21 protein-coding genes and 2 pseudogenes are annotated in these 24,528 nt (G+C 63.7%); 18 read left to right on the top strand and 5 right to left on the bottom strand.

Annotation, left to right across the window (positions count from 1 at the left end; all coding sequences use genetic code 11):
* Position 1: 1 nt before the first annotated feature.
* From nuoL to mtnK, 9 genes and pseudogenes are all read left to right on the top strand, one after another.
* Positions 2 to 2,074 (top strand): NADH-quinone oxidoreductase subunit L, encoded by a 2,073-nt coding sequence (gene nuoL / locus ACQ86E_RS33180; RefSeq protein ID WP_431203530.1) that lies wholly within the window; start codon positions 2 to 4, stop codon positions 2,072 to 2,074.
* Entirely contained in the window at positions 2,075 to 3,583 is a 1,509-nt protein-coding gene (locus ACQ86E_RS33175) for an NADH-quinone oxidoreductase subunit M (protein ID WP_431203529.1), read from the top strand.
* Positions 3,584 to 3,605: 22 nt separating this feature from the next.
* Positions 3,606 to 5,042: an NADH-quinone oxidoreductase subunit NuoN gene (nuoN, locus tag ACQ86E_RS33170; protein ID WP_431203528.1), complete on the top strand. Its 1,437-nt coding sequence runs from the start codon at positions 3,606 to 3,608 to the stop codon at positions 5,040 to 5,042.
* A 1-nt stretch (position 5,043) separates the two neighbouring features.
* The gene (locus tag ACQ86E_RS33165) at positions 5,044 to 5,850 is read left to right on the top strand and encodes a biotin--[acetyl-CoA-carboxylase] ligase (RefSeq protein ID WP_431203527.1); all 807 of its coding nucleotides are present in this window, start codon (positions 5,044 to 5,046) and stop codon (positions 5,848 to 5,850) included.
* Positions 5,850 to 7,520 (top strand): annotated as a pseudogene (locus tag ACQ86E_RS33160) (ribonuclease J). The gene ACQ86E_RS33165 and the pseudogene ACQ86E_RS33160 overlap by 1 nt, the downstream one beginning before the upstream one ends.
* 70 nt (positions 7,521 to 7,590) lie before the next feature.
* On the top strand, positions 7,591 to 7,995 hold the full coding sequence (mce, locus tag ACQ86E_RS33155) for a methylmalonyl-CoA epimerase (RefSeq protein WP_431203526.1): 405 nt from the start codon (positions 7,591 to 7,593) through the stop codon (positions 7,993 to 7,995).
* Positions 7,996 to 8,005: 10 nt separating this feature from the next.
* Positions 8,006 to 8,281: a DUF1467 family protein gene (locus ACQ86E_RS33150; protein ID WP_431203525.1), complete on the top strand. Its 276-nt coding sequence runs from the start codon at positions 8,006 to 8,008 to the stop codon at positions 8,279 to 8,281.
* A gap of 141 nt (positions 8,282 to 8,422) precedes the next feature.
* Positions 8,423 to 8,770 (top strand): hypothetical protein, encoded by a 348-nt coding sequence (locus tag ACQ86E_RS33145; protein WP_431203524.1) that lies wholly within the window; start codon positions 8,423 to 8,425, stop codon positions 8,768 to 8,770.
* A 114-nt stretch (positions 8,771 to 8,884) separates the two neighbouring features.
* Positions 8,885 to 10,174, top strand: coding sequence for an S-methyl-5-thioribose kinase (mtnK, locus tag ACQ86E_RS33140; RefSeq protein WP_431203523.1), 1,290 nt, complete (start codon positions 8,885 to 8,887; stop codon positions 10,172 to 10,174).
* 41 nt (positions 10,175 to 10,215) lie between these two features.
* On the opposite strand, the gene ACQ86E_RS33135 is transcribed toward mtnK, so the two are convergent.
* Positions 10,216 to 10,842, bottom strand: a complete 627-nt coding sequence (locus ACQ86E_RS33135; protein WP_431203522.1) for a LysR family transcriptional regulator — start codon at positions 10,840 to 10,842, stop codon at positions 10,216 to 10,218.
* Between the two features lie 224 nt (positions 10,843 to 11,066).
* On the opposite strand from ACQ86E_RS33135, the gene ACQ86E_RS33130 reads away from it, so the two are divergent.
* Positions 11,067 to 11,765, top strand: coding sequence for an L-2-amino-thiazoline-4-carboxylic acid hydrolase (locus ACQ86E_RS33130; RefSeq protein ID WP_431203521.1), 699 nt, complete (start codon positions 11,067 to 11,069; stop codon positions 11,763 to 11,765).
* A 320-nt stretch (positions 11,766 to 12,085) separates the two neighbouring features.
* Here ACQ86E_RS33130 and ACQ86E_RS33125 read toward each other — a convergent pair whose 3' ends face one another.
* The 4 genes from ACQ86E_RS33125 to ACQ86E_RS33110 all read right to left on the bottom strand — a co-directional run bounded on the left by ACQ86E_RS33125 (position 12,086) and on the right by ACQ86E_RS33110 (position 16,215).
* Positions 12,086 to 13,114 carry an ABC transporter permease gene (locus ACQ86E_RS33125; protein WP_431203520.1) on the bottom strand — a complete coding sequence of 343 codons (1,029 nt, stop codon included), beginning with the start codon at positions 13,112 to 13,114 and terminating at the stop codon, positions 12,086 to 12,088.
* Positions 13,115 to 13,126: 12 nt separating this feature from the next.
* On the bottom strand, positions 13,127 to 14,629 hold the full coding sequence (locus tag ACQ86E_RS33120) for a sugar ABC transporter ATP-binding protein (RefSeq protein ID WP_431203519.1): 1,503 nt from the start codon (positions 14,627 to 14,629) through the stop codon (positions 13,127 to 13,129).
* A 6-nt stretch (positions 14,630 to 14,635) separates the two neighbouring features.
* On the bottom strand, positions 14,636 to 15,658 hold the full coding sequence (locus ACQ86E_RS33115; RefSeq protein ID WP_375314398.1) for a sugar ABC transporter substrate-binding protein: 1,023 nt from the start codon (positions 15,656 to 15,658) through the stop codon (positions 14,636 to 14,638).
* A gap of 152 nt (positions 15,659 to 15,810) precedes the next feature.
* Positions 15,811 to 16,215: a globin gene (locus ACQ86E_RS33110; protein WP_431203518.1), complete on the bottom strand. Its 405-nt coding sequence runs from the start codon at positions 16,213 to 16,215 to the stop codon at positions 15,811 to 15,813.
* Positions 16,216 to 16,695: 480 nt separating this feature from the next.
* Between ACQ86E_RS33110 and ACQ86E_RS33105 the strand changes: the two are divergent.
* The 8 genes and pseudogenes from ACQ86E_RS33105 (at position 16,696) to ACQ86E_RS33070 (ending at position 24,388) form a co-directional block, all read left to right on the top strand.
* Positions 16,696 to 17,072 (top strand): annotated as a pseudogene (locus tag ACQ86E_RS33105) (DUF2946 domain-containing protein).
* A gap of 96 nt (positions 17,073 to 17,168) precedes the next feature.
* Positions 17,169 to 19,571 carry a TonB-dependent receptor family protein gene (locus ACQ86E_RS33100; RefSeq protein WP_431203517.1) on the top strand — a complete coding sequence of 801 codons (2,403 nt, stop codon included), beginning with the start codon at positions 17,169 to 17,171 and terminating at the stop codon, positions 19,569 to 19,571.
* 26 nt (positions 19,572 to 19,597) lie between these two features.
* Positions 19,598 to 20,809: a sialidase family protein gene (locus ACQ86E_RS33095; protein ID WP_431203516.1), complete on the top strand. Its 1,212-nt coding sequence runs from the start codon at positions 19,598 to 19,600 to the stop codon at positions 20,807 to 20,809.
* Positions 20,806 to 21,303: a TlpA family protein disulfide reductase gene (locus tag ACQ86E_RS33090; RefSeq protein WP_431206629.1), complete on the top strand. Its 498-nt coding sequence runs from the start codon at positions 20,806 to 20,808 to the stop codon at positions 21,301 to 21,303. The genes ACQ86E_RS33095 and ACQ86E_RS33090 overlap by 4 nt, the downstream gene beginning before the upstream one ends.
* 28 nt (positions 21,304 to 21,331) lie before the next feature.
* Complete coding sequence (locus ACQ86E_RS33085; RefSeq protein WP_431203515.1) at positions 21,332 to 21,853, top strand: copper chaperone PCu(A)C; 522 nt, start codon at positions 21,332 to 21,334, stop codon at positions 21,851 to 21,853.
* Positions 21,854 to 21,873: 20 nt separating this feature from the next.
* Positions 21,874 to 22,287, top strand: coding sequence for a hypothetical protein (locus ACQ86E_RS33080; RefSeq protein ID WP_431203514.1), 414 nt, complete (start codon positions 21,874 to 21,876; stop codon positions 22,285 to 22,287).
* A 20-nt stretch (positions 22,288 to 22,307) separates the two neighbouring features.
* Positions 22,308 to 22,826 carry a YcnI family protein gene (locus ACQ86E_RS33075; protein ID WP_431203513.1) on the top strand — a complete coding sequence of 173 codons (519 nt, stop codon included), beginning with the start codon at positions 22,308 to 22,310 and terminating at the stop codon, positions 22,824 to 22,826.
* Positions 22,826 to 24,388, top strand: coding sequence for a copper resistance CopC/CopD family protein (locus tag ACQ86E_RS33070; protein ID WP_431203512.1), 1,563 nt, complete (start codon positions 22,826 to 22,828; stop codon positions 24,386 to 24,388). The genes ACQ86E_RS33075 and ACQ86E_RS33070 overlap by 1 nt, the downstream gene beginning before the upstream one ends.
* Positions 24,389 to 24,528: the final 140 nt, after the last annotated feature.

Genomic DNA, 24,528 nt, shown 5'->3' with positions numbered 1-24,528 from the left:
CATGGTCCAGGCAATCGTTTTTCTGCCTCTGCTGGGCGCCGTTCTGGCTGGCCTGATCGCGCTGTTCGGCGCGCATGCCCGCAACCCCTCGGGCGACACGGTCGAGCATCACGACGACCACGGTCATGGCGACTCCCATGCGGCAGCCGCTCATGACGATCATGGTCACGACGATCACGGCCATGACGACCATCACGTCTCCGAGCCGGCGGCGGCGGGCTCGCGCGGCGCCGAGCTGATCACCACCGCGCTGCTGTTCGTCTCGGCCGCGCTGTCCTGGATGACGCTGGTTGATGTCGGCTTCATGCACCACGATGTCAGGATCCAGCTTCTGCCCTGGATCTTCTCGGGCGACCTCCAGGTCTGGTGGACACTGCGGGTCGACACCCTGACCGCCGTGATGCTGGTGGTGGTGACGACCGTGTCCTCGCTCGTGCACCTCTATTCCATCGGCTACATGGACGAGGACCCGAACCGGCCGCGTTTCTTCGGCTATCTCAGCCTGTTCACCTTCGCCATGCTGATGCTGGTGACCGCGGACAACCTCGTTCAGCTGTTCTTCGGCTGGGAAGGCGTGGGTCTGGCGAGCTACCTGCTGATCGGCTTCTGGTACCAGAAGCCGTCGGCGAACGCGGCGGCGATCAAGGCCTTCGTGGTCAACCGCGTCGGCGACTTCGGATTTGCGCTCGGCATCTTCGCCATCTTCCTGCTGACCAATTCGACCGACTTCGAGACCATCTTTCACGCCGCGCCGAGCCTCACCGGCAAGACCATCAACTTGTTCGGCTGGCATGCCGACGCGCTGACGCTGACCTGCCTGTTCCTGTTTATGGGCGCGATGGGCAAGTCGGCGCAGTTCCTGCTGCACACCTGGCTGCCGGACGCGATGGAAGGCCCGACGCCGGTGTCGGCGCTGATCCACGCCGCGACCATGGTCACCGCCGGCGTGTTCATGGTGGCGCGCCTGTCGCCGCTGTTCGAACTGGCTCCGAACGCCCAGGCCGTCGTGATGTTCTTCGGCGCCACCACCGCGTTCTTCGCGGCGACCATCGGCCTCGTCCAGAACGACATCAAGCGCATCGTCGCCTACTCGACCTGTTCGCAGCTCGGCTACATGTTCGTGGCGATGGGAGCGGGGGCCTATTCGGTCGGCATGTTCCATCTGTTCACGCACGCCTTCTTCAAGGCGTTGCTGTTCCTGGGCTCCGGCTCGGTGATCTACGCGATGCACCACGAGCAGGACATCCGCAACATGGGCGGCCTCTGGAAGAAGATCCCCTACACCTATGCGGTGATGGTGGTCGGCACCCTGGCGTTGACCGGTTTCCCGCTCACCGCCGGCTACTTCTCCAAGGACGCGATCATCGAATCCGCCTACGCCTCGCACAATCCGTTCGCGATGTACGGCTTCCTGATGACGGTGGTCGCCGCCGGCCTGACCTCGTTCTACTCCTGGCGCCTGATCTTCAAGACCTTCCACGGCGAGCCGCATGACGAGCATCACTACGAGGCGGCGCACGAGGCTCCGATCTGGATGCTGATCCCGATCGGCGTGCTCGCGGTCGGCTCCTTCGTGGCGGGTCTGCCGTTCAAGGAACTGTTCGCCGGTCACGGCATCGAGGAGTTCTTCCGCGAGTCCGTGAAGATGAACCCGCACATCATCGAGGACATGCACCACATTCCCGAGCACATCGCCTTCCTGCCGACGGTGATGATGGTGCTGGGCTTCCTGGTGTCGTACCTGTTCTACATCCGCCGGCCTTATCTGCCGGTCGAGCTCGCGAACACGCAGCCGATGCTTTACAAGTTCCTGCTCAACAAATGGTACTTCGACGAGCTCTACGACCTCATCTTCGTCCGTCCGGCGAAGTGGATCGGCTACCAGCTCTGGAAGAAGGGCGACGGCTTCATCATCGACGGCCTCGGCCCCGATGGCGTCTCCGCCCGCGTGCTGGACGTCACCCGCAACGTCGTCAAGATCCAGACCGGTTATCTCTATCACTACGCCTTTGCCATGCTGATCGGCGCCGCCGGCCTGATCACCTGGTTCATGTTCGGCTTTGGAGGCCAGTAAATGACGACCTGGCCCATTCTTTCGGTCACGACGTTCCTGCCGCTGGTCGGTGCGCTGATCGTCTATCTCAGCCGCGGCGATGACGAGGCCAGCAGGCGCAATTCGTGCTGGATCGCGCTCTGGACCACGCTGATCACCTTCGCTGTGTCGGTGCTCCTGGTGCTGCGCTTCGACCCGTCCAACCCGGACTTCCAGTTCGTCGAGAAGGCGAACTGGCTCGCCACCGGCATCACCTACCACATGGGTGTCGACGGCATCTCGCTGCCGCTGGTGATCCTGACCACCGCGATCATGCCGTTCTGCATCATCGCGAGCTGGAAGTCGGTCAAGAGCCGGGTCCGCGAATACATGATGGCGTTCCTGATCCTGGAAACGCTGATGATCGGCACCTTCTCGGCGCTCGATCTCGTGCTGTTCTACCTGTTCTTCGAGGGCGGCCTGATCCCGATGTTCCTGATCATCGGCATCTGGGGCGGTCCGCGCCGGGTCTACGCCTCGTTCAAATTCTTCCTTTACACGTTCCTCGGCTCGGTGCTGATGCTGCTCGCCATCATGGCGCTGTACTGGAACGGCGGCACCACCGATATCCCGACGCTGATGCATACGGCCGTGCCGCGCGGCTTGCAGACCTGGGCGTGGCTGGCCTTCTTCGCCTCCTTCGCGGTGAAGATGCCGATGTGGCCGGTGCACACCTGGCTCCCCGACGCCCACGTCGAGGCGCCGACCGCAGGCTCCGTGGTCCTGGCCGCGATCATGCTGAAGATGGGCGGCTACGGCTTCCTGCGCTTCTCGCTGCCGATGTTCCCGCTGGCCTCGCACGACTTCGCGCCGCTGATGTTCACGCTCTCCGCGATCGCCATCATCTACACCTCGCTGGTGGCGCTGATGCAGGAGGACATGAAGAAGCTGATCGCGTACTCCTCGGTCGCGCATATGGGCTTCGTCACCATGGGCATCTTCGCCGGCACCATGCAGGGCGTCGCCGGCGGCGTATTCCAGATGATCTCGCACGGCATCGTCTCCGGCGCGCTGTTCCTCTGCGTCGGCGTCGTCTACGACCGCATGCACACCCGCGAGATCGCGGCCTATGGCGGCCTCGTCAACCGGATGCCGCTCTACGCGCTGGCCTTCATGGTCTTCACCATGGCCAATGTCGGACTGCCCGGCACCTCCGGCTTCGTCGGCGAATTCATGACGTTGCTCGGCACCTTCAAGGTCTCGATCCCGACCGCGTTCTTCGCCACATCAGGGGTGATCTTCTCGGCGGCCTACGCGCTGTGGCTCTACCGCAAGGTCGTGTTCGGCGCGCTGGTGAAACCGTCGCTGATGAGCATGAAGGATCTCACCTTCCGTGAGTGCGTGACGCTGTTCCCGCTGCTCGCGCTGACGATCCTGTTCGGCGTCTGGCCGAAGCCGGTGCTCGACATGTCGGCGGCCTCGGTCCAGCAACTCGTCAACAATTACAACACCGCTGTGACGGCCGTGAAGGCCGCCGCGCTGCTCCCGTGAGCAGGCAGGTCAGGATATCGCCATGAGCTTTGAGACTGCAGGTTATCAACTGGCGCCAGTGCTGCCCGAGCTCGTGCTCGCGATCGGTGCCATGGCGCTGCTGATGCTGGGCGCCTATCGCGGGCAGGAGACCACCAAGGCGGTCACGACGCTCGCGGTCCTGCTCCTGGTCGTGGTCGGCGTGCTCGAATACATGGTGCCCGCGGGCAAGCAGGTGACCTTCGGCGGCAGCTTCATCGTCGACGACTTCGCCCGCTTCATGAAGATCCTGGCCCTGATCGGCTCGGCGGTGACGCTGATCCTGTCGACCGAGTTCCTGTCCGACCCGTCACGCCGCATCTTCGAATACGCCATCCTGGTGCTGCTCTCGACGCTCGGCATGATGGTGCTGATCTCGGCCGGCGACCTGATTGCGCTCTATCTCGGCCTCGAGCTGATGTCGCTTGCGCTCTACGTCGTGGCGGCCTCGAACCGCGACAACGCCAAGTCGACCGAAGCCGGCCTGAAGTATTTCGTGCTCGGCGCGCTGTCCTCGGGCATGCTGCTCTACGGCTCCTCGCTGATCTACGGCTTCACCGGCACGGTCAGCTTCACCGGCATCGCCACGGCCGCGACCGTCTCCAATGTCGGCCTCGTGTTCGGCCTCGTCTTCCTGCTCGCCGGCCTCTGCTTCAAGGTTTCGGCCGTGCCGTTCCACATGTGGACGCCTGACGTGTACGAGGGCGCGCCGACGCCGGTCACCGCCTTCTTCGCGTCCGCGCCGAAGGTCGCCGCGCTCGCCGTCTTCACCCGCGTCACGCTGACCGCATTCCCGGGCATCGTCTCGCAGTGGCAGCAGATCCTGGTGTTCGTCGCGATCGCCTCGATGGCGCTCGGCTCCTTCGCCGCGATCGGCCAGACCAACATCAAGCGCCTGATGGCCTATTCCTCGATCGGCCATATGGGCTTCGCCCTGGTCGGGCTTGCCTCCGGCACGCTGGAAGGCGCGCAGGGCGTGGTGATGTACATCGTGATCTACGTCGCGATGACGCTGGGCTCGTTCTCGATCATCCTTGCAATGAAACGCAACGGCCAGGCCGTGGAGCAGATCAGCGACTTCGCAGGCCTGTCGCGGACCAATCCGCTGCTCGCCTTCATGTTCGCGATGCTGCTGTTCTCGCTTGCGGGTGTGCCGCCGCTCGCCGGCTTCTTCGGCAAATGGTATGTGTTCGTCGCTGCCATCAAGGCCAACCTGTTTACGCTCGCCGTGATCGGCGTGCTGACCAGCGTGGTGGGCGCCTATTATTACCTCTCCATCGTCAAGACGATGTATTTCGATGAGCCGGCCGGCCAGGTCGATCCGATGCGCATCGAGGTAAAGACGGTGCTGGCGGTATTTGGCCTGTTCAACATCCTGTTTGCGCTGTTCGCGGGCCCGGTCGTGACCGTGGCCTCCGCCGCGGCAAAGTCGCTGTTTTAGGATGGGGTTCGCGCTCGGTCCTCGCGCACTCCAGGCGGGCTACAAGCTCGCAGCTTTCGACCGGACCGGCTCGACCAACACCGACGCGATCGAGCGCGCGCGGGCCGGCGAACGCGGTCCGATGTGGTTCGTGACGACGGAGCAGACCGCCGGTCGGGGCCGGCGCCAGCGCGCCTGGATATCACCGCGCGGCAATCTCGCCGCCAGCGTCCTCGAGGTCCTCGACGTCGCGCCAGCGGTTGCCGCCACCATCGGTTTTGCGGCGGGGTTGGCGGAAGAGGCCGCCCTCGAGAAGGTCAGCCTGGAGGCTGCGTTGCGCCTCGGTCCCGACAGGCCCAGATACGCCCTGAAATGGCCGAACGACGTGCTCGCGAACGGCAGGAAGCTCGTCGGCATTGGCCTTGAGGCCGAAGCCGTCGGCGATCGCCTCGCCATCGTCGTCGGCATCGGCACCAATGTCGTGGGAGCGCCTGAGGGCACGCCGACGCCGGCGGTGTCGCTCGCCGCCCTCGGCGTCCAGATCAGTGCGGAAGAGCTGTTTTCGGCGTTGTCCGATGCCTGGGTCGAATTTCGCGGTATCTGGGACAATGGCCGCGGCTTTGCCGAGATCCGCAAGCTCTGGCTGGAACGTGCGGCTGGCCTTGGCGAGCGGGTTGCGATCAACACGGGGACGATGACGCTGGACGGCATTTTCGACACCATCGACGACACCGGTTGCCTGATCGTCCGCACCTCTGACGGCCGACGCCTGCCGGTGGCGGCCGGCGAGGTGTTCTTCGGCTCGGCCGCCTCCGTGGGAGCTGCGTGATGGCGAAGCCTGACGAACTGGTATTTGCGCCGCTTGGCGGCGTTGGCGAGATCGGCATGAATTTGTCGATCTACGGCCTCGGCAACCGCCAGCAGCGGTCTTGGCTCGCGGTCGATCTCGGCGTCTCATTCGGCGACGAGGAGCACCTGCCGGGCATCGACCTGATCATGCCCGACATCAGCTTCCTGGAGAAGGAACGCAAGAACCTGATGGGTCTGGTGCTGACCCACGCCCATGAGGACCATTTCGGCGCCATCATCGATCTCTGGCCGAAGCTGAAATGCCCGATCTATGCGACCCAGTTCAGCGCGGCGCTGTTCGAGGCCAAGCTTGCGGCCGAGCGCAACGCGCCGAAGATCCCGGTGACGGTGGTTCCGTCGGGCGGGCGCGTCGATATCGGCCCGTTCAACGTCGAGTTCATTCCGGTCGCGCATTCGATTCCCGAGGTCGCATGCGCTGGCCATCCACACCTCAGCCGGCATCGTGCTGCATACCGGCGACTGGAAGATTGACCCGACCCCGATCATCGGCCGCCCGACCGACGAGAAGCGGCTGCGCGAACTGGGCGATGAGGGCGTGCTCGCCCTGATCGGCGATTCCACCAACGCGGTGCGCGACGGCCGCTCACCGTCCGAGGCCGAGGTCGCCAAAACCATCACCGAGCTGGTGAAGGCCGCCAAGGGCCGTGTCGCGGTCACGACATTTGCCTCCAACGTCGCACGTCTTAAAGCGGTCGCCGATGCGGCGCGGGCTGCGGACCGCGAGGTCGTCGTGGTCGGCCGCGCCATGGAGCGTGTGTCGCAGGTCGCGCGCGAGACCGGCTATTTCGACGGCGTGCAGAGCTTCCGCTCGGCCGACGTCTACGGCCATCTGCCGCAGGACAAGGTGCTGGCGCTCTGCACCGGCAGCCAGGGCGAGGCGCGCGCCGCGCTGGCGCGCATCGCCAATGACGACCACCCCGAGATCACGCTGAATCGCGGCGACTGCGTGATCTTCTCCTCGCGCACCATTCCCGGCAACGAGAAGGCCGTCGGCTCCATCATCAACAATCTGGTGCTCCAGGGCGTCGAGGTCATCACCGACCGCGATCATCTGGTCCACGTCTCCGGCCATCCGCGCCGCGACGAGCTGCGCGACATGATCTCCTGGGTCAAGCCGCAGCTGCTGATCCCCGTCCATGGCGAGGCCCTGCATCTTCACGAGCATGCAAAGCTCGCGCGCGCGGCCGGTGTCCCCCGTGTGCTGGTCATCCGCAACGGCGACCTGGTCAAGCTCGGCCCCGGCGATCCCGGCGTCGTGGGTGAGGTGCCTTCGGGCCGTCTCTACAAGGACGGCACGATCCTGGAGGACTCCAAGTCTCGTGCCGTGGTCGAGCGCCGCCGCATGGCATTTTCCGGCTGTGCCTTCGTTGCCTTCGCCATGACCGCGCAGGGTGAGCTGGTCGACGATCCCGAGGTCGATCTCGTCGGCATCCCCGAGAAGAACCGGGCGGGCGAGCCATTCGACGACATCGTGTTCGACGCCGTGGTCTCCACCATCGAGGGCCTGCCGAAGGCCCGTCGCCGCGATCCTGATGCCTTGGCCGAGTCGGTGCGACGCGCCGTTCGGTCCGTGATCAACGAACATTGGGGCAAAAAGCCCCCTGTCTGGTACACGTCCTGACAGTGTAACTATATCGGCATGGTCTTCCGGGAGGGCGGCATGCCGCCTGTTCGGATCATGCGCTGAGGGAGAAGAAACATGCTGGGTCGCCTCAACCATGTCGCGATCGCGACCAGGGACGCCGTCAAGTCCGCCAGGATCTACGGCGCGGCGTTCGGCGCCCAGATTTCGGAAGCCGTGCCGCTGCCCGAGCACGGCGTCATCACCGTGTTCGCGACGCTGCCGAACACCAAGATCGAGTTCATCGAGCCGCTGGGCGAGGCCTCGCCGATCGCAAAATTCGTCGAACGCAATCCCGACGGCGGCATCCACCACATCTGCTACGAGGTCGTCGACATCATCGCCTCGCGCGATACGCTGGTGAAGGAGGGCGCGCGGGTGCTCGGCGACGGCGTGCCGAAGATCGGCGCCCATGGCAAGCCGGTGCTGTTCCTGCACCCGAAGGATTTTTCCGGCGCTCTGGTCGAAATCGAGCAGGCGTAAGGCTGGATCCATGGCCATCCAGATTTCCACCGCGCTCGCCATCTACTTCGTCATCTGGTGGATCGCGCTGTTCCTGACGCTGCCGTTCGGCGTGCGCAGCCAGCACGAGGACGGCACCGGCGCGCCCGGCACCGATCCCGGTGCGCCGATCCTGACGCGCATGAAGGGCAAGCTGATCTGGACCACGATCATCTCGGCGATCATCTACGGGCTCGCCATGGTGGCCTACCAGGCCGGCTATCTCTCGATCGAACGCCTGTCGAAACTGATGGGAATGCCGTTTTAGGGGTGGGAGGAAGGCTATCAACCAAGCTCGTCGTTGCGAGCGCAGCGAAGCAATTCAGTATCCCACCGCGGAACGACTCTGGATAGCTTCGCTGCGCCCGCAATGACGGCGGAGACAGTTCGTAGAGTTTGGGGCAGAACAATGACTTTTCAGCGTATCGTCATCGCACTTCTGGTGCTGATCGTCGCCGGACTCGGTGCCGTCGGCTATTTCGAGTGGAGAATGGCCGTGCAGGTGCGCACGCTCAAGGCGTTCGTCGAGGGCTATGTCTTCAACGAGGCGGTGCTGTCCTGCGAGCAGGCCAAGAGCTCGACGCCGTTCAAATGGAACGGCGGCAAGAGCACCTCGGTCATCGGGCTGAATTCGGTCAAGCTGGACAAATACAACGTCAGCGCCAGCTACACGCTGGTGGCGGACGGCGTCTATTGCGATTACGATCCGATCAAAAGAAAGGCCGAGATCGGCTCGAGCTTCCTGGAGCGGGAGTAAACGATCCGGCCCACAAATGAGCATGATCCGGAAAAGTGTGAAGCGGTTTTCCGAAAAGATCATGCTCAAATGAAACAAAAGCGCGATTTCATCGCGCTTTGGGATGGGATCGTCATGACCGGAGACCGGGCAGGGGACTACCGCATTCTGCATGAGGCCGCCTTGCGGGACTATCTCGCGGGCGTGCCGGACCTCGTGGCGCTTCTCGGTGTCGAACCTGTGTCCTGGTCGATCACCGAGGTCGGCGACGGCAATCTCAATCTCGTCTTCATCGTCAAGGGCGACCGCGGCGGCGTCGCCGTGAAGCAGGCGCTGCCTTACGTCCGCCTCGTCGGCGAGAGCTGGCCGCTGCCGCTGTCGCGGGCCCATTACGAATTTCTGGCCTTGTCCCGGCAGGCCGAGCTCGCGCCCGGTCTCGTGCCGGCTCTGCTGCATCACAACGAGACGCTGGCGCTGACGGTGATGGAGCTGCTCGAGCCCCACATCATCATGCGCAGGGGGCTGGTAGCAGGCACCGAATATCCCCGTTTCGTGGACGACATCACCACCTTCATGGCGCGCACCCTGTTCTTCACGTCCGACCTCGCGCTCTCCGCGGCCGACAAGAAGCAGGCCATCGCCGCGTTTGCCGGCAACCACGCACTGTGCAAGATCACCGAGGATCTGATCTTCACCGATCCCTACCGCATCGCCGAGCAGAACCGCTGGACGGCGCCGTATCTCGACGGCCTCGCCGCCGGCTTGCGCGAGGACATGGACCTTCATGTCGCGAGCTCCCGGCTGAAACTGAAGTTCATGGCCAGCCCCGAGGCGCTGCTTCACGGCGACCTCCACACCGGCTCGATCATGGTGACGGACAGCCAGACCCGCGTGATCGATCCCGAATTCGCTTTCTACGGCCCCATGGGATTCGACATCGGCGCCGTGCTGGCCAATCTGTTGATGGCGTATTTTGCGTCGGCCGGCCACGAGCGAGCGCCGGGTGAACGGCGTGCGTTCGAGGGCTGGGTGCTGGAGACCGTGGAAACGGTGTGGAACGAGTTTGCGCGAAAGTTTCTGGATCTCTGGCGGACAGAAGCCGGGGGCGACGCCTATCCCGTCTCTCTCTTCGCCGGCGAGAAGGGCGCCGCGCGGCTGGAGGCCGAGCGGCAAGCCTACATGCAGCGTCTGTTCACCGACACCGTCGGCTTCGCCGCAGCCAAGACCATCCGCCGCATCTTCGGCCTCGCCCACAACATCGACTTCGAGCTGATCGAGGATCCGCGCCAGCGTGCGATCTGTGAGGCACGTGCGGTGCGGCTCGCAAGGACGATGATGGTGGAGGCGGAGGCGTATCCGACCATCGCCGACGTCACCGGTGCCTTGCGACGACTGCGCGATTGGCAGCCGGAGTTGTCCGGTTGAGAGCCTTGTCCTCACCAAACTCTTGCTGCTTCTCCGAGACCTCAACTCCCACGGATGCCGATCAGGCGCGGGCGGTTGTTCGCACGCGCATTGCTGGCCGGTAAGACCCGTAGCCACGTGCGAAAACTGACGATCTCGGGGCAATCCGCGGTGCCCTCGGGCGCGATCAACCAGTCACCAAGGCCCGGTCCTTCATGGATCCGGTCGCAGCGATAACCCGGATGATGGGCCACGCCGCGAGCGATCAAGAGATCGACCTTGCCCTCGATCAATTCGTGCAGGCCGGCCGGCTGGAGCACCCGCAAACCGATCTCCGGATGCGCGCCGCGGAACGCCGCCGATTCAAGGTGTCGCAGGTCGAAGCTGCCATGAACGCCCAACTGAAGCAGCACCGTGCCTGCCGGTTTCAATTGCGAGGTCGCCTCCGCAATGTGGCGGAAGCCTTCGGAGATCCCGGGCAGATAGGCCTGACCGGCCGAAGTCAGGATGAGCTGCTTGTGCAGCCGCTCGAACAGCTGCACGCCGAGGCGCGCCTCCAGCGCTTTCACCTGCTGCCCCACGGCGGCGGGTGTCACGTGCAACTCGTGCGCGGCCAGCTTGAAGCTGAGATGCCGTGCGGCGGCCTCGAAGGCGCGGAGCGCGTTGAGTGGAGGAAGGGCGTAGGTCATCGCGCCGCAGTTTGACACTGATGGCCCCCGTCCCTGCAATAGATTTTCTTGCGCTGAACCGCAGGAATGATGCTTTGCGCTGAGGCGGTGCCGCCGGATACGGTGGGCCCGCAATCGTGGTCGTCGAGACCATCGACAGCAAATAGCTGCTGAAGAACGAGGCGATCGCCGTCGACTGAACCCGGTGTCGCCGTCGTCGCAATGAGTGAACCATCGGATGCCCAATGACTGAAATCATCCATCCCTTCTACGAAACGCATCGGAGCGCCATGGAGGCTGCCATGCGCGAGCGGCTCGACATTGCCGAGGCGATGCTCCGCGAGCGCGCGCATCTCCCGGATATCGACGGGATCAGGCGGGAGGTGATGGACGAGTTCGAGATCGTGCTCACCCAGATGCCTTATGTCGGTGGCGCGGCAAGCCGCATGAGCGATTTCTTCATGCGGCTGACGGGGTTCATGGCGATCAGCCGCGTGCTGCTGCGGCACGGCGTGCCGGTGCCCGTGATCGGCGAGATCGAGCGGGATACCTACAAGGCGCAATTGCTAACCGCGCCTGAAGCGGAACGTCTCGCCGCGGGGCTTCAATTCATGTCACCGGAGAACCAGGCTTTGCTACGCGAGCAGGCGGCTATGAGCACGACTGACCGCCATCAGAAGGAATTTCCGGAAGATTTCGTCTACGATTTCGTCGAGCCGGGTCCGGAAGACAATTTCGAGTTCGGCATCAACTACAAGGCCTGCGGCTTCTGCAAGCTGGCGGCGCGCCACGGCGACAAGGAGATACTCCCCAACATCTGCGGGCTCGACTTCGTCGCCTACGCAGCGCGAGGCATCCATCTGGAGAGGACACAGACGTTAGCCGCCGGCGCGAGCCACTGCAATTTCCGCTTCTCGCGGCTGTCGTCGGATGAAAAGCCGTAGAGCGAAGCCGCGTTCCCATACTCCGCGATACAGGTGGCCTTGGATTGCCCGCCTGCCGCCGCATCGTCATTGCGAGCGCAGCGAAGCAATCCAGAATCCTTCCGCGGCGGCAGTCTGGATTGCTTCGCTGCACTCGCAATGACGGGGAGGCACCGCCTTTCGAAGCAGCTGCCATGGTGACATCATGCTCCTGTTTTGCCCGACGTGTCAAACGAAATTCGAAAAAGCAGCAATCGCGTGCGTTGGCCTCAAGCCGTTGATTTCGCTGGCCCCGGCTACTGTGCATGGGGTTGTTTTCGCACTTTTTGTTTTGGGCTGGTCTACTCGGCCGCTTTTTCTCTCAGCCGCTGCGCATAGACGTTGATGACCAGCGCCGCCAGCAGGATCAGGCCGCGGATCAGGATCTTCAGAAAACTGTCGATGTTGACGTGGTCGAGGCCGTTGTTGAGGACGCCGAGCACGAACAGCCCGACGATGGTATTGCCGATGCCGCCGCGGCCGCCGAACAGGCTGGTGCCGCCGACGACGACGGCGGCGATGGAGTCGAGCAGGTAGGTGTCGAACTCGTTCTGCTGCGCGCTGCCGAAATGGGCGACGCCGAGCATGCCGCCGATGCCGGAGCACACCGCCGAGATCACCATGACGCTGCCCAGGATGAGCTTGACGTTGAGGCCGGAATATTCGGCCGCCTCACGGTTGCCGCCGACCATGTAGACGTAGCGGCCGAAGCGCGTGTAGGTCAGCACCAGATGGCCCCCGAGCAGCATGATGGCGGCGACGATGACGATCCACGGGATGCCGCCGATCGAGCCGGAGCCGAGCGTGGTGATCAGGCCCGGCACCTTGTAGGCGATCTGGCCGCGCACCAGCAGGGCCGAGACGCCGGCCGCGATCTGCATCATTGCGAGCGTCATGATGAAGGAGGGGATGCCGATCACGGTCAGCCCCAGCGCATTGACCAGACCGAGCAGCGCGCAGAGCAGGATCGACATGAGGATCGCGACCGCGCCGGGCAGCGGGATGTTGGCGATGTTGACGTAGGACTCCTGCAGCGTGAAGTAGGCGACCGCGATGCCGGTGACGTTGGCGATGCTGGCGATGGAGAGGTCGATCTCCGCGCACAGGATCACGAAGGTGAGGCCGACGGCGATGATCCCCGTCACCGAAACTTGCGTGAGGATGTTGCCGAGATTGTCCAGCGTCGCGAAGGAGGGGCTGGCGAGCGCGAAGAAGCCGGACAGGAAGATCAGGGTCAGGAACGGCGCGATGTTGCGCATCTGCGAGCGCAGGAAGGGCGCGAGACCCCGCGCTTTCCGACCCGCCGCTGGAACCGTCTCACTGCTCGCCATGGTGCTTCTCCGTCACGCCGCTTCCAGCAGGCGGTCCTTGCTGACCGGCTCGTTCTTGAATTCCCGCACCAACGTGCCGCGCTTGAGCACGAGGATGCGGTCGGCCAGCGACAGCACCGTTTCCGGCTCGGTCGACAGCACGATGACGGCGAGCCCCCTGGCGCGGAGATCTCGGACGATGTTGATGACGTCGTTCTTGGCGCCGACATCCATGCCGCGGGTCGGCTCGCACAGCACCAGCAGCTTTGGCGGATAGGTCAGCCATTTTGCCAGCGCGACCTTCTGCTGGTTGCCGCCGGAGAGCATGCCGAGGTCGAGGCCGACCACCGGCGGCCGGATCTGCAGCTGCTCGACCTGGCGTATTGCGATCTCGCGTTCCTGCGCCGGCTTGAGCAGCAGGGACGAGATGCGATCGAGAATGCTGATCGAGATGTTCTTGTAGACCGGCTCCTGGTGGAACAGCATGTCGCGCCGGCTCTCCGGCACCAGCGCCACGCCCGCGCGGCGGGCCGCCGCCGTGCTGGCAAAGCTCCTCGGCTTACCTTCGACCGCGAGCGTGCCGCCATCCGGCTTCAGCTTGCCGAACAGGATGCGCGACAGCTCCTGCTGGCCGCAGCCCATGAAGCCGTAGATGCCGAGCACCTCGCCGGCGCGCGCCTCGAAGGAGATGTCCTTCAGGCTTCGCGCCAGCGACAGCTGGTCGACTTTCAGGACGACCGGGCTGTCGACAGGCTGCGGCAGCATCAGGTCGTCGCTGTAGCTGTGCTCGAGGGCCTCGCCGCCACGGCCGATCATGGCCTCGATCAGCGCGCCCTTGCTGGTGGCCGAGGCCGCGGTTTCGGCGACCTTCCGGCCGTTGCGGAACACGGTCACCGTATCGGACACGCGCAGGATGTCCTCAATGAAATGCGAGATGAAGACGATGGCCGTGCCTTCCTCGCGCAACCGCCGCAGTGTTGCAAACAGCCGCTCGACCTCGGGCGGGGAGAGGGCGGAGGTCGGCTCGTCCAGGATGACGATGCGGGCGCCGGAGAACAGCACGCGCGCGATCTCGATCAGCTGCTGCAGCCCGATCGAGAGGTCGCCGAGCCGGCTCATCGGATCGACGTCGAGACCCAGCCGCGCCAGCTGTTCGCCCGCCTCTCGCGCCATCCGCCGCCATTGCACGAGGCCGAGCGCGTTGGTCGGCTGGTTGCCGAGGAACACGTTCTCGGCGACCGTGAGGTCGGGCGCGACGCTGAGCTCCTGATGGACCATGGCGATGCCGGCCGCGCGCGCGTCGCGCGCCGAGCGGAAATGGGTCTCCGTCCCGTCGATCAGGAAGCGGCCGGAGAATTCGTTGTGCACGCCGGCGATGATCTTCATCAGCGTGCTTTTGCCGGCGCCGTTCTCGCCGACGAGACCGTGGATCTCGCCGGGGGAGAGCGTGAAGTCGACACCACGAAGCGCTTCGACGCCGCCGAAGCTCTTCGTGATGCCCTGTAGTTCCAGGATGGGCGGACGCACCTCGGGCATGCTGGCTCAGATCAGGAAATGATCCTGCATCCACTGCATGCCCGCAGCGTTGGCCTTGGTCACGACCGGGCCGTCGGTGACGACGTTCTTGGGAATGCCCTGTCCGCTCTTCTCGCCGCCGACGACCGCGGAGACGCCTGCGATGATGGCGCCGCCGTGGATGCGGCAGGACGGGTTGCGCACGGTCGCGAACATGCGGCCTTCGCTCACCGCCTGGATCGCCGGCGGCATGGCATCGACGCCGCCGATCAGGATGTTGGTGCGGCCCCGCGCCTTCATGATGTTGGCGGCGGCCAGCGCCATGTCGTCATTATGGAAGAACGCCGCGTCGATCTGCGGATACTTGGTCAGATAGGTTTCCCAGAGCCGCGCGGTCTTCGAGACGTCCCAGTCGGCGGGCTGGGTGTCGAGCACCTCGATGCCGGGGAATTGCTTGACGACATTGTTGAAGCCCTTCGCGCGTCCTTGTGCGCCGGTATGGCCAAGGGCTCCCTGCGTCATGATGATCTTGCCCTTGCCGCCCATGGCGTTGCAGAGCGCCTGCGTGACGGATGCGCCCATGAACTCGTTGTCGGGAGCGAGGAAAGAGTGGACGTTGATCTGGTCGAGCGGCGCGATCAGCGTGTCCATGTCGATCACCGGCGTGCCGGCGTCGATCATCTTCTGTACCGGCTGGGTGAGGGTGCCGATGCCGAAGGCCTGGATCGCGACGAAATCCCATTTCTGCGAAGCCATGTTGTCGATCGCGGCACGCTGCTTCACCGCATCGAGCTGGCCATCAAACCAGGTGACTTCGACATTGAACAGCTTGCCCCAGAACTCCGCGGCCTGCTTGCCCTGCGCGCACCAGGTGGCCTGGAGACCCGCATTGGAGAAGGCCGCTTTCAGCGGCTTCTCGCTTCGTCCGACTTCGGCAGCCAGTGCTGGATTTATGCCTAGGCTGCCGAGGATGGCGGCTCCGGCGCCGGCGGTCGCTGCCGCCTGAAGAAGATCGCGCCTCGTCGTCGAGAAATCTTTCGTCCCGGACATCGCTCGCTCCCATATATTTTATCGTCGGCGCGTCATTGGTTGCGCAACCGATCCCGGAAAGTCTCTCACAATCGAAGAGTTCACGCCACCCAATCTGCAATCGCGCGAGGAATCGTCGCGGGCCGCGTTGGTCGTTGGTGCAGCGCAAAGTGCTACGCTGCAATGCCAGCGAAGGCTTCGATCTCGGCGAGCAATGCGTCCCAGGCCTGCGCGATCGCGGGCGACCATTCATCGCCGAGCAACTCGCGCAAGGTATCCCTGATCACGGCGAAGAACGCGATGAACAGCTCGCGCGGGGTCCCGTAGCCGTCGTGCGAGACGACCTCGCAGGCGATCAGCCGGAACGGCCCGCGACGCTCACCGGCGAAATCGAGGATCGCCTCGATCGTCAGCGCAAGCATCGAGCCCTTCACGAGCGCGCTGCCTTGCGAGCGGAACATCGCCTGCGTTTCGGGATGCTCGGTGAACAGGCGTTGGTAGACGAAAGGCGTCAGATCCGCGCAGCGCAAGGCCGCGAGTTCGAAGCTATTTTCGATGGGATGAGAGGAAACATTCATTGGCGCTTCCGCGCTACAGACAAAAAAAGAGCGGGGCCCTAGCCCCGCTCGAAAATTGTGTCGACCCTATTATCCCCGATTCTAAGATTTGCTCTTGATTGACGGGGCGACGCTGCGTTTTGCGCGCCAGGGGCTCCTCCCGAGACTTGGACCACCAGACTTTGACCTCGCGGCTAGCCTGAGCAAGGGGGATGCTAGATCAACTTTTCTCACTTGTCATCATTTTCGGCAACGATTGTTCAAAATTAGAGCAACTGACGAAATGATCGGGCTGTCTCCGGTGTAAACATATGACAAATATAAGAAATCTGTGGACGGGGCTGGCTTACCCGACTGCCTCAAATGCCGGACATCCCGTTCCGTGGGGCGGCGGGACCACAGTTTTCGAGAAATTTGCGCTGGACCAAGGATGCGGCGGAACTGACCTCGACTCAGGTCCCTGCGCGGTGTTTAGTTAGCGCACGAACGAATGGTTCGCGGATGCACGCACGGCTGCAAAAATTCCTCCCCCTGGTCCTGCTCGCGCTGGCGATGCAGGTGCTGGCGCCGATTGCCGCCTGTCTGGCGGCCGGCCAGGCCGTGGCCGATCCGCTGTCTGCCGGCATCATCTGTCACAGCGCGAGCGAGCAGGGGTGGCCCGACCGACCAGAGCGGCGGGCCGACCGCACATGGTGCTGCGTGCGCACTCTGCTGTCTGGCGCAGGCCAGCGCATCGCTCGATCTCGCCGCCGCACGCCGCGCTCTCCGGTCCCTTCCGCCACGCAGAGCGCGTGGTGTGGCATGTGGCGGATGCGTCCACCGTCGTAGCCCATAAGGGCACAAGCGCCCAGGCGCGCGCGCCTCCGCACTCCTCCTGACCTAGCGACAAACCGAACCATTGGCGGGCGATCTGGCTGCGCCGGTGTCGTGTTCAATGGACCGGCCGAAGGTGCCGGATGTCAGGAATTCCAGTGATGTTACGCATTCGTGCGATCGGCAGCGCGAGCTTGCCTGTTCTTTGCGGCGTGCTGTCCTCGATCAGCTCCGACGCGCTCGCCCAGGCTAGCCCGCAGGCGCTCCCCCCGGTTACCGTTGAGGCGCCGCGGGGCCCCCGTCCCAAACCAGTCACGCGGTCGTCGCGGCCCCGTTCGGCTTCGACAAGTCGCGTTGCGAGGCCTGTCGCTACGCCGATCGCGAGCGCCAGCGTACCAACCCAGACCGGGGCAGCGACTGCGAGCGCAGCCCGAGACGGTCTCAATCAGACTCCCTCCGGCCAGACCGCCACGACCATCGATCGCAGCCAGTTCGACAACCGCCCGTCGTTTTCGGTCAGCGATGTCCTGCGCGACAGTCCGGGCATTTCGGTCAAGCAGGGCAATGGCCCGCGCGATTTCGGCATCTCGATTCGCGGATCCAATGCCCGGAACGGTTTCGGCATCCGCAACCTCGTCATCTTCGAGGACGGTTTCCCGGTGACCCAGCCGGACGGCCTGTCGCGCAGCGACCTGATCGATCCGCACGCTTATGGCGCCATCGACGTCGTTCGCGGGCCTTCGTCGGCGCTCTACGGCAATTACGCGACCGGCGGCGCACTCAATTTCCGGACGCGGCCGGGCGGCACGATCGACGGCGTTGAATATGGCGTCGACGGCGGTAGCTACGGCTATCTCAACAACTATCTGGCTGCCGGCAAGAAGGTCGGGAATTTCGAGGGCTCGCTTTTCGCAAGTGACACGCGGGGCGACGGCTATATCGGCAACAGCTGGTTCAATACGCAGACCGTCAACTTCCTCGGAACGCTCAAGGCAACGCCGGACGATCGCTTCACTGTCAAGATCATCAACAACGACCTCAGCACCCGGTTGCCGATCCGGCAGTCGCTGAACCAATACTACACCAATCCCTTCCAGCAGGGATGCGCGACCGGGGCCACGGCGGCAGCCGGATGCGGCACTGTCACGCTGAACAACAACGGCTTCAACCCGACGGCCGGAACCGACAAGGAGACAGCCGTACAGGCCGGGCTCGGCCGCAACGACCGCCGCACCATCGTCGGCGGGCGATGGGAGCACGATTTCGACAACACCACGACCTGGCGCAATCAGCTCGTGTTCGACGACCGGAACATCAGCCAGCCAACCGGCACGACCAGCGCGATCGGCGACTTCCCGTCGTACAATTACATGAGCGATCTGACCAAGCGCGGCGAGGTCTTCGGCCTGGAGTCGATCGCGTTCTTCGGCGCCTTCTACAACACCCTGACGGCATCGAGCGACACGCGGGCCGTGATGCCGGGAGGGAACGCGACGCTCGGAAGGCTGTCGAGTAATCTCTATAGCCAGACGACCAACTATGGTCTGCGCGCGCGAGAAGAGCTCAAGCTGACGACGTCCTTGACTGCTGTCGCAGGCATTGGCTGGGAGACCACTGTTCTGAAGGGGATCAATACAGCGTATGCGTACGCTGGCCCCACTGGTAGTACAACGACAACGCTCACGACGGCGGACCGGCAGTTTCAAAATGCTGCGCCGGAGCTGGCACTCCTCTACAATCTCAACAACGAATGGCTGTTCCGAGGGCGCGTTGCCATGGGCTACGGTACTCCGCAGGTTTCGAATCTTTTCATCCTTCCGACGGGATTGTCGGGCAACAACACCCAGCTCCAAACTCAGAAGAATCTCGGCTACGACCTTGGCTTTGATTGGACGCCGAACAACACGCTCAAGCTGAGCGCAACGGGGTTCTACGAATTTTTCCGCAACGAGATCGTCAGTCAGGCGACTCCAATTGCCGGCACATCCTACACGTTCAACGCTCCGCGTTCGGAGCACCGGGGCGTCGAGCTCGCTGCCGACTGGACGTTCCATCCAGGCTGGCGGCTCATGGCGGCGTACACCTATCTCGATGAAGTCTATACGGAGTATGTCGAGAGTATCACCAACGTCACGTTGTTCAGTTTTAACCGGGCCGGCAACAAGATCCCTGGCATTTCGCCGAACGAACTGACGGCCCGGATCGGCTACGATGAGTTTGGTGGGCCGCTGGCGGGCCTCGGAGGCTTCGTCGAGGTCCAGTGGAAGGATTCCTTCTACATGGACAATGCGAATTTGCTGAAGGCGCCCGGGTACGAACTCGTCAACGCGAATGTCCACTACAAGACCGACTTGGTGTCGGACACCTTTAGGTCCCTGAACCTGTTTCTCGAGGTCAGGAACGTGTTCGACCGCACCTATGTCGCGTCGGCAAACAACATCGCGAACACGGTGACGACGGCCGGCCTTCAAAATCCTGCGAGCACGCTCGCAAACACCACGGGATCGATCTATGCAGGCTCGCCGCGCACGTTCGTCGCGGGTATGAAGGTGGCGTTCAAATGATCCGGGCTCTCAAGGGGAGTCGGCCCATGCTCCGAAGTTGCTTGCTCGGGATCGTCGCTCTCGCATTCCTGCAAGGCGCAGCGTTTGGACAGATGCACGCTCAACATGCCTCCGAAGCGGCTTGTGACGAGCCGGTGCTGCGCTGTGCAACGAAGGTGACGCCGGCCTTCGGTCCGGACGGAACGCTGTGGCTGGCTTGGATGGCGGGCGGGCAGGTTTCGGTCGCGAGTTCGCGGGATGCGGGGCGAACGTTTTCGGCGCCCGTTCAGGTGACGACCAAGCGATTGAATCTCGATTGGGGGCCCGACGCGCGGCCGAAGATCGTGGTCGATCGCAAGGGCGGCATCGCCCTCGCATTCTCGATCTTCAGGGATGAGGCCTTCAACGGTCAGGTGCTGTACACGCGCTCGACCGATAGCGGGAAGAGCTTTGCCGAGTTGAAGCCGATCACCGCCAGCAACGAGAGCCAGCGTTTCGAGGCGCTGGCGCTCGATCAGGACGGAACGGTCTTTGCGGCTTGGCTGGACAAGCGCAATCGTATTCTCGCGAAGGAAGCAGGACAGAAATACGAGGGAGCAGGGCTTTTCTTCGCTTCGTCACACGACGGCGGCACCACATACGCAGAGGCCGCGCTGGCGCGCGAAGGTACCTGCGAATGCTGCCGGTTGGGGCTGGCGTTTGCAGCTCCTGGACGGCCGGCTGTGATCTTTCGAAATATCTTCGACGGCGGCGTGCGTGATCATGCTGTGATGACCTTCGCCGATATCTCGACGCCGGGTGAGGTTCGCCGCGTTAGCAACGACGATTGGCAGATCAACGCCTGCCCGCACCACGGGCCGAGCCTCACCGTTGCACCGAACGGAACCTATCACGTCGCCTGGTACACGAATGGGAAGGTGCGGAAGGGCTTGTTCTACGCCCACTCCCGCGACGAAGGCCGCACATTCTCTGCACCTGTGGCGCTGGGGCAGCCGGGACACAACCCGACGCGCCCCTATGTGCTTGCGGGCGCGGCTGGGACGGTGATGGTGTGGAAGGAGTTCGACGGCGAGAAGACTTCGGTTCAGATGACGATTTCGCGCGACGATGGCGACACGTGGTCGCCGCCGAAGACGATATCGAGCACGACCGACACCTCCGACCATCCCTTGCTGATTTCCAATGGCCGACAGACCTATCTGTCATGGATGACGAAGGCGGACGGCTACCGCCTTACAGCGATCGAGGACCAACCATGACACGTCGATTTGCAGGCATTGTGGGGCTTGGTATCCTGATCGCATCGGTGGCCGCGCTCGGGGCGGCGCCGGCCCTGAAACCGTTCGAGCGCGGCACCTGGCAAAGCGTTCTCAGGGGGCATGCGGGCCGTCCCACGCTCGTGCATTTCTGGGGCGTGACCTGTGGTCCCTGCAAGGTCGAGCTGCCGCTGCTCGGGCAGTTTGCGAAGGACCATCCGGGAATCGATGTGGTCACGATCAGCGCCGATCTCGTGCCGAACCTGCCGGCGGCGACTCAATCGATGCTCGACAAGGCTGGGCTGTCATCCACCGAGAATTTCATCTTCAATGACGGTTTTGTCGAGCGTTTGAGGTTCGAGATCGATCCCGCCTGGCAGGGCGACATCCCCAGGACCTTGCTGGTTTCCCGTGACGGGACCGTCACGACGATCGAAGGTTCTGCTGAAATGGCCGATCTCGAAAAATGGTCGGCCCAACAACTCTCCACACACTGACATTCAATCTGCAAACGGGAAGACTGATATGAAGACGATCTTGAAAGACGTGATGCTCGCGGCGTTCGCACTGGCGCTCTGCGCTGCACCAGCCGTGGCCGACGACGTCAAGGCGGGTGATCTCGTCATCACGCAGGCGTGGAGCCGGGCGACGCCGGGCGGCGCCAAGGTTGCCGGAGGCTATCTCACCATCGAGAACAAGGGAGCGGCGGCCGACAGGCTGGTCAGCGTGTCCGCCGACATCGCGGGGAAGGCCGAGATCCACGAGATGGCGATGGACAATGGCGTCATGAAGATGCGTCCGCTCGACAAGGGCCTCGTCATTGATCCCGGCAAGACGGTAAAGCTCGCCCCCGGCGGTTATCATCTGATGCTCCAGGAACTGAAGGGCGCTTTCAAGCAGGGCGACAAGGTCCCGGTGACGCTTCAGTTCGAGAAGGCCGGCAAAGTCGCCGTCTCCCTCGATGTGCAGGGCGTCGGCGCGCAGGCACCTGGCGACGGCGGACATATGATGAAGAAAATGCCGGATCATTCGGGAATGAAGATGTGATCAGACCGATCAAGGCTCCCATGACCTCGCGTCGAACTAGCATGGGCCTCGTGCTCGGAGCGGCCGCGTTGCTGTCGGTTGCGGTGACGCCGCTTGCGGCGGCGACCGACGACGACAGCTTCTTCACTCATCTGCACACCGATAAGGCGATGGCCAACGTCACGGTCTCGCCGGGCCGCGCCGGCCCGGTCGAAATCGCCATCCAGCTCGAGACGACGGATGAGGCGCCGCTCACGGCTAAGGCCGTGTCGGTGACGCTCGTGGAGTCAAAGACCGGCAGGACCCTCGCGCCGGTCGAGGCTTCACGTGACGGCGAGGACAGCTGGCACGTGAAGGTCGCGCAATTGACGCCGGGACGCTGGATGCTGGGTCTTGGAATTGCGATCTCCGAGGCCGATCATGTCAGCATTGAATCTCCGATCCTGATCAAATGATGATGTTCAAGAGGAAGACCATGTTGAAGAAATCCTGCCTGGTTCTCATCGCAGCGCTCGCCGCATCGCCCGCCGCGGCGCATATCACGCTCGAGACCAAGCAGGCGACGGTCGGCTCCTACTACAAGGCCGTCTTCGCCGTACCGCACGGTTGCAAGGGCTCGCCCACGGTGAAGATCCGTGTGCAGATTCCAGAAGGGGTAATCGCCGTGAAGCCGATGCCGAAGGCGGGCTGGAGCGTCGATGTCGTCGAGGGCAAGTACGCCAATGAGTACGACTATCACGGCAACAAGCTCTCCTCTGGCGTCAAGGAGGTGGCCTGGTCCGGTGGCAAGCTGCCGGACCATAATTACGACGAGTTCGTCATCAGCAGCTTCCTCACCGACACCCTGAAGCCGAACACGACACTGTTTTTCCCGGTCGTGCAGGAATGCGAGACCGGCGTCAGCCGCTGGATCGAGATCCCCGTCGAGGGGGCAAAGCATTCCCACGAAGGTAATTCGCCGGCGCCCGGCCTGAAGCTGTTGCCAAAGCCCTGATGCGTCTGCTCGCCGCGCTCGCGACGCTGCTCCTCGTTGTCGGCTTCGCGACCGGTGCGTCGGCGCATGCCGCGCTTGTCTCGGTCGAGCCGGCGAGCGGCAGCATACTTTTGGGCGCCCCAAAGGCGGTGGAGCTGCGCTTCAACGAGGCGGTAACGCCAGGCGCAATCCAGTTGATCGACGGCGCGGGCAGGGCGCGGGACGATACACGCGTCACCGCATCTGGCGAGACGATCTCGATCGCGATGCCGCCGAACCTGCCGCAGGGCACGGCCGTTGTTAGCTATCGCGTGATCTCGCAGGATGGCCATCCGGTCGCGGGATCGGTTATTTTTTCGATCGGCATGCCGACGGGAACGCAGCCTCCGGCCAATGCGAATGGCGGATTGAACGCGCTGATCTGGCTGGCGCGGGTCGGCCTTTATCTTGGTCTGTTCGTCGGCGTTGGCGGCGTGTTCTTTGCGAGATGGATTGCGTGGGCGATGACCGGCATGACCGTCCCGCGCGTGGCGCTCGTGCTCGGCCTTGCGAGTGCCATTGTCTCTCTCGGTGCGTTGGGCCTCGATCTCCTCGGCCTGCCGCCGGCAGCCCTCGCGACGGCCGCTCCCTGGAAGATCGCGTTCGCGACCAGCGCAGGGCCGGCGCTTCTGGTCGCTATGGTTGCGATGCTGTGCGCTCTGCTGGCGCTGCGTAGCGCGTGGTACGCGCGGGCGCTGGCGATCGTTGCCTTGGTCGGCGTCGGCCTGTCGCTCGCCATGACCGGGCATGCGGCCACGGCGCCGCCAGAGGCGCTGACACGGCCGGCGGTCTTTCTTCATGGGCTCGGCGTCACCATCTGGATCGGTGCGCTCGCGCCGCTGGCCGCTCTGATGTCGAGGCCGGCGATCGCGACGCTCCCTGTGGTGAACCGCTTTTCCCGCATCGCCGGGCTTGCAGTCGGCGTGCTGGCCTTGACCGGCCTTGCACTCGCGCTCGTCCAGCTCGAAAGGCCGTCTGCCCTGGTCGATACCCGTTACGGCCTGATCCTCTCGATCAAGCTCGGGCTGGTCATCCTGCTGCTGGGACTTGCCGCACTCAATCGGTTCCGGCTTACGCCGGCCCTGGCGCGCGGGGAAAAGGCTGCGTCCATCCTCAGGCGTGCGATCCTGCTGGAATGTGTCCTCGCGCTGGCGATTTTCGCTGTCGTCGCCGGCTGGCGCTTTACGCCGCCGCCCCGAACGATCATTCCGGAGACGCCGCTGGCGATCCACATCCATGGCGACAAGGCGATGTTCCAGGTGCTGGTCTCTCCGGGCAAGGCGGGCGTCGACGATTTTGTACTCCAGCTCATGACCGGCGAGGGGGCGCTGCTCAAGGCCAGGGAGGTGACCCTGACGCTCAGCCTGCCCGAACGAGGCGTCGAGCCGATGGAACGGGACGCCTCGCTGGGGCCGGATGGCTACTGGCATGTGCGCAAGGTCGAGCTGCCCTTTGGCGGTCGCTGGCATGTGCGGATCGACGCGCTGGTGAGCGATTTCGAGAAGATCACGCTGGAGGACGAACTCGACGTTTCGCCGCCTTAACAGCCATCATTGCGGCTCAAGCTGAACCTGAAGCCAACGGAAAAATGACAGGAATTCCGTCGCCTTAGCGGCTTTTCCTCATTCCCGGTCTTGTGTTTTCGCTCTCAATCCGGTTTCACTGCAGGCGATCACTGATTCCC

The organism is Bradyrhizobium betae (genome assembly GCF_050632175.1).
In the GTDB taxonomy this organism is placed as follows: domain Bacteria; phylum Pseudomonadota; class Alphaproteobacteria; order Rhizobiales; family Xanthobacteraceae; genus Bradyrhizobium; species Bradyrhizobium betae_B.
The sequence above is the reverse complement of the archived record's forward strand: the minus strand, read 5'-3'. Positions and strand labels throughout refer to the sequence as shown.

What these genes read in the sequence shown, in the direction of transcription:
- nuoL (WP_431203530.1), top strand. Translation starts at nt 2, where the DNA reads ATGGTCCAGGCAATCGTTTTTCTGCCTCTGCTGGGCGCCGTTCTGGCT.
- ACQ86E_RS33175 (WP_431203529.1), top strand. Translation starts at nt 2,075, where the DNA reads ATGACGACCTGGCCCATTCTTTCGGTCACGACGTTCCTGCCGCTGGTC.
- nuoN (WP_431203528.1), top strand. Translation starts at nt 3,606, where the DNA reads ATGAGCTTTGAGACTGCAGGTTATCAACTGGCGCCAGTGCTGCCCGAG.
- ACQ86E_RS33165 (WP_431203527.1), top strand. Translation starts at nt 5,044, where the DNA reads ATGGGGTTCGCGCTCGGTCCTCGCGCACTCCAGGCGGGCTACAAGCTC.
- mce (WP_431203526.1), top strand. Translation starts at nt 7,591, where the DNA reads ATGCTGGGTCGCCTCAACCATGTCGCGATCGCGACCAGGGACGCCGTC.
- ACQ86E_RS33150 (WP_431203525.1), top strand. Translation starts at nt 8,006, where the DNA reads ATGGCCATCCAGATTTCCACCGCGCTCGCCATCTACTTCGTCATCTGG.
- ACQ86E_RS33145 (WP_431203524.1), top strand. Translation starts at nt 8,423, where the DNA reads ATGACTTTTCAGCGTATCGTCATCGCACTTCTGGTGCTGATCGTCGCC.
- mtnK (WP_431203523.1), top strand. Translation starts at nt 8,885, where the DNA reads ATGACCGGAGACCGGGCAGGGGACTACCGCATTCTGCATGAGGCCGCC.
- ACQ86E_RS33135 (WP_431203522.1), bottom strand. Translation starts at nt 10,842, where the DNA reads ATGACCTACGCCCTTCCTCCACTCAACGCGCTCCGCGCCTTCGAGGCC.
- ACQ86E_RS33130 (WP_431203521.1), top strand. Translation starts at nt 11,067, where the DNA reads ATGACTGAAATCATCCATCCCTTCTACGAAACGCATCGGAGCGCCATG.
- ACQ86E_RS33125 (WP_431203520.1), bottom strand. Translation starts at nt 13,114, where the DNA reads ATGGCGAGCAGTGAGACGGTTCCAGCGGCGGGTCGGAAAGCGCGGGGT.
- ACQ86E_RS33120 (WP_431203519.1), bottom strand. Translation starts at nt 14,629, where the DNA reads ATGCCCGAGGTGCGTCCGCCCATCCTGGAACTACAGGGCATCACGAAG.
- ACQ86E_RS33115 (WP_375314398.1), bottom strand. Translation starts at nt 15,658, where the DNA reads ATGTCCGGGACGAAAGATTTCTCGACGACGAGGCGCGATCTTCTTCAG.
- ACQ86E_RS33110 (WP_431203518.1), bottom strand. Translation starts at nt 16,215, where the DNA reads ATGAATGTTTCCTCTCATCCCATCGAAAATAGCTTCGAACTCGCGGCC.
- ACQ86E_RS33100 (WP_431203517.1), top strand. Translation starts at nt 17,169, where the DNA reads ATGTTACGCATTCGTGCGATCGGCAGCGCGAGCTTGCCTGTTCTTTGC.
- ACQ86E_RS33095 (WP_431203516.1), top strand. Translation starts at nt 19,598, where the DNA reads ATGCTCCGAAGTTGCTTGCTCGGGATCGTCGCTCTCGCATTCCTGCAA.
- ACQ86E_RS33090 (WP_431206629.1), top strand. Translation starts at nt 20,806, where the DNA reads ATGACACGTCGATTTGCAGGCATTGTGGGGCTTGGTATCCTGATCGCA.
- ACQ86E_RS33085 (WP_431203515.1), top strand. Translation starts at nt 21,332, where the DNA reads ATGAAGACGATCTTGAAAGACGTGATGCTCGCGGCGTTCGCACTGGCG.
- ACQ86E_RS33080 (WP_431203514.1), top strand. Translation starts at nt 21,874, where the DNA reads ATGACCTCGCGTCGAACTAGCATGGGCCTCGTGCTCGGAGCGGCCGCG.
- ACQ86E_RS33075 (WP_431203513.1), top strand. Translation starts at nt 22,308, where the DNA reads ATGTTGAAGAAATCCTGCCTGGTTCTCATCGCAGCGCTCGCCGCATCG.
- ACQ86E_RS33070 (WP_431203512.1), top strand. Translation starts at nt 22,826, where the DNA reads ATGCGTCTGCTCGCCGCGCTCGCGACGCTGCTCCTCGTTGTCGGCTTC.